We start from the raw sequence: 10,596 nt of genomic DNA on the forward strand, positions 1-10,596 counted from the left end.
CTCTGGAGTTATCTAAATTAGGCTCAATACTTGGTAGTTTTCTACGGGTGTTTGGTTTAAGTATTGCCGCAAGGATAGATAATTGTAAGGTGTGTCGCGGAACTAAGAATCCCCGCACTTATAGGGCGGGGAGTGTCAAAATCCAGTATTCTTTGTCGTCTTGCTCAAGTTGCTTGATCAAGCCTTCGCCAACTGCAACCGAGCAAACTTCCTGATCAGGGGGTAGGAATGACTCGCGGAAATCCTCCCAGCTAATCGGATCAAGAGTGCGGGAACCTTGGTTACCAAACCTAATCGTAGCAGAAGTAATCCAAAGGTCAATCTCAGCCTTGCCCCCAAATTCTGGTCCCCAGATATCGAGCTTCACTCCCAGGCTTACGGAAATGAAACCAATCCCCCCACTAACATGAATACCAACCGAAATATCATAATAGTAAGGTTTCCAGGAGATTAAAAAGTCAGCCCCGGCTTCAAAGCGAGCCCACACCGAACCAGAGTCATACTCAAAAGCCAACCGTCCCCCCGCCATCAGCGCATGGGAACACAGGGCGAAGTAATTTTCACCACGAATTGAGGTATTGCTGTCAAGCTGCCAGTTGAAGCCCAGGCGCGGCACTTGAGGATAGTGCTGGGGAACGTTAAATCTGGGATGATAGCCGCCAAAGGTAATCACAAAATCGCCATCATGTTCGCCACCATACCAGACACAGAAGGCAAAGCCCCCAGTTAAGCGACAATCGGGGGATAAAATATAGGAATTGTCGGTAAGCTGGGCGCGAACTGAAAGAATCCCTTCAGATGGGGCGAACCGCGCTGCCATCACCAGTTCGGCTCTACCCACAGCGGGTAAGCCTGACTCCTGGGGCGGAATAATTAAGCTGGATAGCCCCAGTAGATTGACCTCGAATTTACTTTCGTTGATGGCAACGGTCAATAGTCCAAAGCTATCGACGAGCTTAAATGAGGTAAATTTAATCCCCAGTGCCAAGAATCCAGAATCCGAAGCGGGCTGGATGGATTTGGCTATACCATTGAGTTGGTCACTAATTGTTTGGCTGAGATTATCATGGTCAATCCCTCCCGTGCCATTCATTGCCTGACTAACCAGGGGAAAATCTGGGAGCTCTTCTAGGGGGGGAACGGTGAGAGAACGATTGTAGCCAAAGCCGGCAGAAAATCCGGTGACAAAGAAAAACGGGGGTCCGCCGAGTGGATAATTGACGACGGCGTAGAGAAATAAAGCCAGTTTTCCCTGGTGTTCGGTATAGGAGCCAATGGCAGAAATGGACAAGGCTTTGGCTTTGACCTTCATCCCCAAAGAAGCTAAACCCAAATATTCTTCGGTGCCGTCATCGTTTACGAGTCGGGCAAACGCGCCACCGATACTTAGGCTGTTACTTTTGTATTCTAAGCCAAACCCATTCAGATTAAAGGTGCAGTTTAATTCGGCTTGTAGGGGAGAGCTAATGGACACGCCGACGAAGGATAGGCTAAATTTGGAAACTTGAAGGGTGATCTCTGGAACTAAATGAATTTCACCTTGTTTGTATAGAAGTCCAATTTTTTCGATATGGAGTGGACCAAAAGACCGTTGTAAGGTTAGCCAAGCTCCGTTTTCGACGATGGTGAGGGAATAGTCTTGGGGAGTGCTGGCAACGGCGGAAACCAGTTGGAAATTGCCAATTTGTCTGGGGTTCCGCCTGCTGCTAATGTTACCACGACCTGTGCGCCGTTTTAACCGGAATAACCAGCTCCACTCGAATTCTCCGAAGCGGAGATAGGCGGCAATATTCACACCTTTGTCGAGTTTATTTTCCGAGGAGTTCGGCGGTTGAATTTTCAGGGGTTTACTGAGTTCTGTGAGTAAGCTGTTGATGTCTTTGAGTTCTTTTTGCTCAAAGGTTTGGAGAGCAACTAACAGTTCAATGGCGACGTAGGTATTAAGTTGTTCTGGCGGTATTTGGGCAGCGATTAGGGGGATTTGAGCGAGGTCAAGGTTACCATGAATCCCTATGCCGATGATAAATTTTCTCTTGTTGGTTTGACGGTTGTTTTGGGGAAAGGTGACGACGAAAAGGATGGTTTGATTGGTGCTAATTTCCAGTTCACTGGGAATTAATTCTTCTGGAATTGATAAATTGTTTCCCAGTAGGTATATGGGAAAGGTTTGGGCTGAGTACCCCTGAAGCACCGCTATATGGGATAGCTCTTCTTTAATGATACCTTCACAGGTTAGAGCGAGGTTTTCCTTAATCGGAATCGCAATTTGGACATTATAGGTGGTTTTACTACTATTAACGTCCCGTTCATATTCAATGGTAATGGTAAAGGTTAAGTCTTGTGTTGGCTCTCCCTCTTCGTTTTCGGCTAGGGTAAATTTCAGCTCACAACTAATAGTATAGTTGGTGCCGTCTTGGGTATATTTAGCCTGTTGAATCGGGCAATATTTGAGGATTTCTGGCGGGGGGGTAAGGGTGATATTTAATTGGTTGTTTAAGTTCGTTGTCAAATCGACAATTGTATCACCCTCGGCAAAGTCTATACCTGTCATTCTTTGATGTCCTGATCCATTGAGTTTGTTCGGGGAGTTAGGGGCGCGATCGCGGTTTGGGGGCTTGGGGGTATGGAGGCGCGATCGCTGTTTACAAAAGCTAAAAATTGATAGAAGAACTAAACTTCAGAAATGTTTATTACAGAGCCACTTTCATAATGAAACACAGAGCATAATAAGGTGGTCTGTTCTCGTGGGGTTGATTTGATCCATCCTCTTCAATACTATGAGCATGAGCGCCATCATTTCTGCTTTTAACTAAATAATCCGCATTAACCCAAGATCCATATTTTGCAGTGATCATACTACCCGAACCTTGTTCACCACCAGAACCCGTATCTAGCGGGATATAATGCCAATGATCCCCACTAGACTTAGTAAAACCTCCATGCTGGTGCCTTGGCATTTCATCAATGGTTAAGGTGACTGTTTCCTGTCCCCCCTTTTCACCAACCTTATATTTTCCTCCGGCGGCGACTATAAATTTTTCCCTTAAATCCGGTGTTCCATTTTGTCCATTACACAGCGCCCAACCAGCAGGGATTTCATTTTCCAATCCTGACCACATGAGAATCATTTTTGTGAAGACAGCACCATCACCTTCAAGCTTTTTCGCCTTTACTGTCTCTACTACCTCAACATTTTTAGCTTTTATCGTCTCGGTTACGTGTAACTTGGCTTCAGGTGTTGTCGTACCAATTCCCACCTTATAGTCATAAAACACCAAAGGTGCTTTCGCGATCGCGCAGACAAATTCCCCATCCTGATACCCTGGCACATAGCTGTAGCCCAAGTACAACTTAGTCGCACCAGTTGGGTGATTTGTCTTAATCCGGCTAATATCTATCGTTAACGTCTCCTGAGCCTCCAAGCTGACATCGGCAGAACTGGGGGTAAATGTCCACTGTAGAGCCCTAACCACACCTCCTATTGTTATTTGCTCAGGACCACTTGTTTGCCACTTGCTGCTGTCTATCGGTGACATGGTAATCCCATTCACATCATCCTCTGTACCCAGTGCCCAAGGAGCATTGGTGGCACTTCCCACCTCAAGCGCAACTGCCAATTGAGAACGTCTACTGGGATTGCTGTTGTAGAGAAACCTGATCGTCGAATTCTCGGTATTGGGGTCAGATGTATTCGTGATTCGCAGTTGCAGACTGCTTTCTTGTTCCTCAATATTCAGCACCCGATTCGAGCCAGTAAATCCCACCGCTAGGGGAATAGTGGGATTGCCTTTACTTTGGACAATCTCCAGATTAATAGTTTCATGATCTTCATAGTCATTATTTTGACCCGGAAGTCGAGGGGTAACCGTCAGCTCTTCCAGTTGTTGCCCTTCGTACTCTTCGTTCTGTACAGATGTAGGAAGTTGGAACATATTCAGTTCCCAATTCACTTCAGCTACTGTGCTTCCTCTCCTCAGTTGAGCTGGTTGAGTTGACAAAGACTGAATATCTGTCGCTGCTACCCCATTGAAAATAAATTCAACTGAATCATCCTGACTCAGGACGATATCTTGTCCTGTCAAGCAGAGATAAAGAGCATCCTTAGCTCCTTCGATTGCGTATTCAAGTACCCAGTCACTGCCTTCAAGAGTAATATTTCCAGGTTCAACCAATACTCCTGGATTAAACGCTAATTTAAAATGGTAATTACTCCTGGTTATTGGGTCAGTACTATTAGACTTTGGGATCGTGATTTCGTTACCGACTAGGTTGTTAGTGATTCTCAGAAGCAGTGGTGGGACAAGGCTAGGCTCTTCAATTAATAAAATGTTTCTCAGGCTGTTACCTATTTCGGCTTCATAGAAAAAATCAAAGTTGAAAGGCATTCTGGGTCGTGACGACATCGTTAATTCTCCTGTTGATAATAATGGAACATTTGAACAATGTAGGGGTTTGGTTTCCAAGCCCTTTGGTTTTCTTAGAGAGATAGAGGCGGAATGTGATGCGTTTATTTCCCATCATAGTTGTCAGTATGGACGAGGAATGCGCGGCATCAAGGTTCATTTTATAATTGGGCTGCTCTCTGAGTTTTTGCCAGGGAAAAATCGTCAAAATTAGCCGCGTTAGTCTCCGCACTTAAAACAATTTTAATCGAAGTGGTATCACTTTCTGTGGTAAAATTCACCGGATAATGCTGCCATTGTTGATTCTCATTTATTATTGGCTCAAAGTCCAATAAACTTGGTTCGATTGCAACTTTTGCCTTACCACCATATTCACCCCTAGATCTAAAGGATAATCTGTATTCGGTATTGGGTCTTATATCGTCTATAGTTTGGTAAGCTTTTGCCTCGTATGGAATTTCAAGGATGTTATTTCCATCTGGATTGACTACTTTAGGATAAGCTTCACTTTGATTAGGAACCAATTCCCAATTCATGGGACTCACCTCCCCAACTGTCTTCTCATCAAAATTCCCATTCTTTACTAAGTCCTGTTCATACAAGACGACTTGACCAAGCCCCGCAATAAATTCCTGAGAAGCTGAGTTACTGGCACCCGTAAAATAAATCACCAGTTTATCGTATTGTTCTGTAAAAAAATGTACCCTCCAATTTCCACGAATGTCAACTTCATCGACCTCTTGGTTCCTAGAAATTGCCTCGGTAGCAGTCGGGACAGAACTTCGGGATGAGTTCGGTTGATCATATTTTTTGCGCCAGATTCTCCCTCGACCTTCTAAATAGAAGGTTTCCGTGATCAGATCGTAGCGCGTATAGGGTTTGACCGATACAGTTTGCTGGACGACATAGTTTACGTCTCCCGTCGTATCCGTGAGCTTTAAATAGGGTTTACTCGAGTTTGTACCTGGGACAATTTCCGCAGAACTTGTGTTGCCATTGCTGTCAGTATAGGGGTTAATTTCCCATCCGGTATTCCCTTCAGAAAAATCCCCATTGACTAACAGATTTCTAACCATAGCCATTCAGATTTCCTCTTAGTTTTAGATCAATTCAAACTTGTCCCTAGAGCGTCGGTTAATACCAAGTTGCAGTCTAAGGTAGAATCTGTCATGCCGAGCAAAACCCTTCACTTCGGAAAGAGGGCAGGCTCCGTGACGCTTGCGCATCTATCCAGATTCTTCGCTTCGCTCAGAATGACATGATAGAACGCAACTTGGTATAAGTCTTCCTAGAGTGCCAGTCCAGTAATCAAAATCGATACGAGAATCTCCCAAAAATTGTCACAAAAACTACCTACAATATCTCCCATTTTGTAGAGACGTTCCGCCGGAACGTCTCTTTTACCTTTCATAACCAGGTTTTTTGACCTAACTTTTCACGGGAAGTCTAGAACCCTGAGTCGGGGCGGGTTTAGTTACATCTGGGTACAACCGCAAAGATAGTAGTGAAACCCGCCCCTACAGACATGCCACGGCACGTCCCTAAACCCACGTTGCCACATCACATACCGTGAAAAAGTCAGCTTTCTTGACTGATATTTTCGGGGGGTAGTGAGCTTTTCTTCCTGGATAGATAATCTTGGTATTCAGTCTATCATGGTGTTAGCTTCCGGGGAATTAATTGCTGTATTTTGCAACATTTTTTTATCTAACTGGGCTTGGGTTTGTTGCTGAATTTTGTCAATGAGTTGATACACCTTTACAAACGGTTGTTCGCCCAAAGCTTCGAGAATTTGGTTAATTTCCGAGACACTCAAATTCAGTTGCATGGGTTGATTCATTGGTCATTGGTCATTGGTCATTGGTCATTGGTCATTGGTCATTGGTCATTGGTCATTGGTCATTGGTCATTGGTCATTGGTCATTGGTCATTGGTCATTGGTCATTGGTCATTGGTCATTGGTCATTGGTCATTCGTCATTCGTCATTCGTCATTCGTCATTCGTCATTCACATCCTCAGCTGAAGCTGGAGTAAGTTGTAACCACCCTTCATAAAGTTTCTGAGGGGCTGAAAACGTCGCTTGGGGATTAACCGGTGTAATCGTAGTAGTTTCTGACCAAATACCATTACTAACAGATAACCACGACCAACTATAGTCGGGAACTTCTGGCAAAGGCAGAGAGACTTGGTTGTGACTTGACAAAACTGGAGTTGAAAGGAAAGTCACCTCAATCGCCTGTAAAGCCGAATTATAATTCTCTGGCGACAAGCGTAGCTCCTGATTAGGCAGAATCCCCGTCGTCGTATGAATAATACCGCGCGGGTCAATTAACATCGTCACAAATTGCGGCGCCGCGTCTACCGTTTGCTGGAAATAAACAATACCTTCTGCCTCGGTTTGAATCAGTTCGTGATTAATCCGATTGCTTTGAGGCGCGTAGAAAATATTCCCTTCATACTCGTAACCCTCTTCCCCGTGCGTTTCTCTCCAATAGCCGACTAACCCATCATTCAGTTGCTGGTAATCTCCCAAACGAATCTGGAATTTAACCCGATCAAAATTGCTGGTGTTGGGAACAGTCCCGATAATCGTGTTTCGATCATCTGTAATCGTTTCTAGTTCCATCACACTGATATTCGGATCACTAATAGGCAATCCCTGAACTTCCAGATTAAAACTAGCCCGGACAACAGCAATAGGTCGCTCGACCAACAGTGCTAAACTGGGATGTTCAGCAAAGTTTTCTGGATCGATTGTTTCCAGGGAATTTGCCACAGTAGACAGAAATTCTTGCTGAAACGCTGCTCCCAACTCTAATAAATAATGCACCACTTTTTGCAGGTGGACATTAGCCAGTTGGGGATAACCTCGCCCATCGCGGGATAAGGTGCTACCGGGAGGCATCCGCCAATTCCCCGCCCGATCAATGAGTCCCAAAGCTTTGCCGCCAGCGTCATAAACTAAGAGAGTGCTGTCTAAATTATTAACCACCAGCCAACCACAGACGGGAGAAACAGTCGGTGTTGCCGTCATATCTTTAATCGTATCAGCCGCTAACCAGTAGAAATTCAGACGGGCGGGTTGGGCGAGGCGTGGTGGCAATAATACCTGATATTGCTGATTGGGGGGAGTCATTTGGGTGGTGGTTACCACTTGAGAGTCACCTCCCGTTTCAATAACTCTCTTGATTTGTCCAAAGGTATCAACTAGCCAAAGGGTGGTAATTTTCATCGCTCCACTGCGAATCGGATTAAATGTATCGCCGTAGAGAATTTTGTATTGTAGGGTATTACCCAATGTCCAGCGGATCTGTTCGTGGAAGGCTATCTGTTGCTCACTGAGCGGATCGTCGATTTCCAGTTGTAGGGTTGGTTGATAGAGTAGCAAGGTATCATTAAATCCACCCATCGCTTGAGCTTGACTATCCAAATCCTGGATTTCTGGGTAAGCCCACAACGCCACAAAAATGGGGTCTTGGGCTTGTTCTTTGGGGTCTAGGGACGCGATATCATCCCGAGATTTATACCAATTCGCAATATCATCAAAGTTTTCGCTGAGGAAGTCTTCCGTCTGCTGTTCTGGAGGAATATTGTGCGCTTGGTAGTAAAAAGGAAGTAGTTGTTCGTTGAGATACGTAATCACTCGCTCACTCAGTTGCATTTCGGCTGCTGGGGTGAGGATACTCAATCCTTGATAGGTATTGGAAACTGGTACAAAGTTGCTTTCTTTGCCGTCTTTGAGCGTCAAGTCGATGGCATTGCGTTCCAACCTGTAATTATCTAAAATTACTGTTTCCTCGTAGGCAGCAGGAGAGTTGGGGCGACTGGGAAAGACTTGCATTGCCCATTGCATTAAAATCGGGTTCCAAGGCTGTTGCGTCCAAGTCTTAAAATCAATCGAGTCTTCGCCTTCAGCGGGTTGGCAATTTTTGATCTGGGATTGGAGGCTATTAATTGTAGCATTGGGTAAGGTTTCCAGATCCAAGCTGACATCAAATAGGTGACAGTAGAGACAATTATCGCGCCGCAACCGTCCATCACTGTGATGTCGCACCGAAGCCTTTGTTGTTTCTCCTCCGGCTAAGAGCAGCACCGGATCATTGGGTCGCCAGTACGCTTGGCTAGGAAATTGTTTGAGGATATATTGATTGGCATGGGTCTGATTGTGGGTGGCGATCGCAGCCATTAGTTGATTAATCGCTGTGGCTAGTCCATTCGCCAGTTGAGGTATGCCAGACACAGGATTGTATGTCGGCGGAATGTAAATCGTTAAGACACTATTTTCTACCTTGACATGGTAGGTTTGCTCTTGGTCATGGATTGCCCATACTTGCCCTTCTGTTACGATTGTCACCGTTGGGTTGTCTGAGAATTCAACGTTGCAGTTCTCAAACTCAACTTCTATATCGCTCCAGTTGGAAAAATTGCCGTTAACAGCTGCCTCTAAAACACCGACATAATAATCCAAATACCCGCTTAACACTGATAAAATACCAAAAGATAACGTCGCTGCTGTCACCCTTAAATTGCCAGTTTCATCTTTTTGAATGTCTAACTGCCCCGTCTGACTCAGAGCTTTTCGCAACGGGTTAAGCGATTTGTCAGTAGTGTCCCGATTAATCTGTCTATCATTGCCAGTTCCACGTTCCCCATAGAGTGCTTGCATATACTCATACCAATGGGCATACAACTGCTGGTGCATAGACTCAATAGTTGCTAGGGATTGATTGTATTCTTCTTGAAGCTGATTAACCTGAATCAGTTGCTGGGCAAGCTCTGGAGGTAACGTTACCTGAACTTGCGATTCTTCTGCTATGAGTTGCGGTTGTATCGACCAAAGAATTCCCCCACGGCGCGTCGCAAATCCCCGTTTGTGGCGAGCTTCCCGTAATGTAGCATCAAGGTCGAGTTGGCGTGATTCTAAGTGTTCTGAGAGTTGCAGGGCTTCTAACTTTTCTTGGACGATTTGGCGAAGTTCTGTACCCGTTTGATTGGTATCGCTGTTGTAGCTGTGGGCTAAATAAGCGGAGAGGGCTTCTGGGGCTGAATTGCCCACAGCAACGGTTGGCTTGGGCAAACTTTTGGTGCGATCGCGGGCGGACAAGGCTCGTGCGGTAGGGGCAAAGGTAACTCGGGCATGATAGAGGGTGCGATCGGGAAACTCTCCGTTTAACTCGCATGTCCAACCGAATTCCTCTTCCAGGAGTTCCAGCAATTCTTCAGTACTTTTGCCCGGGTTGTTCTCTAACCAAGTCGCTAAACAATCCTGTTGTTCGTCACTGTACCAACCGATGACATCATACTGTAAGCCTGATGGAGGATTACTCATCGGGTAATCGGCGTCATGAAAGCCGAAAACACTTTGACAGTTGGGATAAAAAGCGGCAAAGGTGGCTTGAATCGAGTCAAACAGGGGAACTTCCGCTTTTGGACCAATGGCGGTTAAGCTTTGTGCATAGTCCTGTGCGGGATGACTACTCTGTTCTTGTTGCCACTCTGTCAGTTCTAGCTTACGACCCATATAGCGGTGACGCCAGAAATGCAGAGTTTCTGGATTGGGGCGCTCCATCAGGATAATCGTTGTATCGGCTGGATCTGTATTTTCTGGGTAAAGGTAATCACTTTCAATTACCCATTGTTTATCTCCCTGAGTTCCGCCTTGACGCAGGATCAGCCAGCGATTGGGTGCCAGGGGAAATTTTGTGCCTGTGGCGGTATGTTCGCCTCGCGTTAAGGCATCCGGTAAGGACCAGTGCAGATGTATTCCGGCTTTGGCTGTAGTTAACCCTGACTCAAAAAGTGGGGTTAGCACTTTTTCACTGAGATTAGCTGTACCATCTGCCCAAGTACGCCAATTGCCTTCTTGGTTTTGGTATTGGTATAGGAAAGGTAAGCTGCGATAGTCAGCCAGTGGCTTAGCTACTTGAGTCTGTTCCTCAAGGCACAAGGCATCCAAATGGATAGGAATCAATAAAGTATTGCTCATAATTTTCGGTTAATTAGGGCTTGCTGTAGGGAGTCTTGTGGTGGGGGTAAGGGGCACAGCAGTGCCCATTGGTGTCAACTTAAGGTGAATCCCCACACTGCTAATGTAGTATGATTTTGTAGTATAGGCTCAATTCAAGACTGGCAGTGATTTTCCGACGAAGCAGACTACCAGCCGCGCCCTAGTGCAGCGCGGCAAAAATACAA

At 45.6% G+C, this 10,596-nt stretch carries 7 protein-coding genes; 1 reads left to right on the plus strand and 6 read right to left on the minus strand.

All coding sequences use genetic code 11. The features are described from left to right. Window positions 1–118: 118 nt before the first annotated feature. From RIG27_RS03250 to RIG27_RS03270, 5 genes are all read right to left on the minus strand, one after another. A complete protein-coding gene (locus RIG27_RS03250) occupies window positions 119–2,551 on the minus strand; it encodes a DUF6603 domain-containing protein (RefSeq protein ID WP_446342390.1) in 2,433 nt (810 codons plus the stop codon). 139 nt (window positions 2,552–2,690) lie between these two features. Beyond that, a complete protein-coding gene (locus RIG27_RS03255; RefSeq protein ID WP_446342392.1) occupies window positions 2,691–4,172 on the minus strand; it encodes a hypothetical protein in 1,482 nt (493 codons plus the stop codon). A gap of 392 nt (window positions 4,173–4,564) precedes the next feature. Then, window positions 4,565–5,485, minus strand: a complete 921-nt coding sequence (locus RIG27_RS03260; RefSeq protein WP_446342394.1) for a hypothetical protein — start codon at window positions 5,483–5,485, stop codon at window positions 4,565–4,567. Window positions 5,486–5,691: 206 nt separating this feature from the next. Beyond that, window positions 5,692–5,814, minus strand: a complete 123-nt coding sequence (locus tag RIG27_RS03265; protein ID WP_446342396.1) for a hypothetical protein — start codon at window positions 5,812–5,814, stop codon at window positions 5,692–5,694. A gap of 234 nt (window positions 5,815–6,048) precedes the next feature. Then, entirely contained in the window at window positions 6,049–6,243 is a 195-nt protein-coding gene (locus RIG27_RS03270; RefSeq protein WP_446342398.1) for a hypothetical protein, read from the minus strand. On the opposite strand from RIG27_RS03270, the gene RIG27_RS03275 reads away from it, so the two are divergent. Next, complete coding sequence (locus RIG27_RS03275; RefSeq protein ID WP_446342400.1) at window positions 6,226–6,438, plus strand: hypothetical protein; 213 nt, start codon at window positions 6,226–6,228, stop codon at window positions 6,436–6,438. The two genes, RIG27_RS03270 and RIG27_RS03275, sit on opposite strands and share 18 nt — an antisense overlap. Here RIG27_RS03275 and RIG27_RS03280 read toward each other — a convergent pair. Next, the gene (locus tag RIG27_RS03280) at window positions 6,401–10,390 is read right to left on the minus strand and encodes a hypothetical protein (RefSeq protein WP_446342402.1); all 3,990 of its coding nucleotides are present in this window, start codon (window positions 10,388–10,390) and stop codon (window positions 6,401–6,403) included. The two genes, RIG27_RS03275 and RIG27_RS03280, sit on opposite strands and share 38 nt — an antisense overlap. Between the last annotated feature and the right edge of the window lie 206 nt (window positions 10,391–10,596).

Origin of the sequence: Coleofasciculus sp. F4-SAH-05, from assembly GCF_040222985.1 — a bacterium.
Classification (GTDB): domain Bacteria; phylum Cyanobacteriota; class Cyanobacteriia; order Cyanobacteriales; family Coleofasciculaceae; genus Coleofasciculus; species Coleofasciculus chthonoplastes.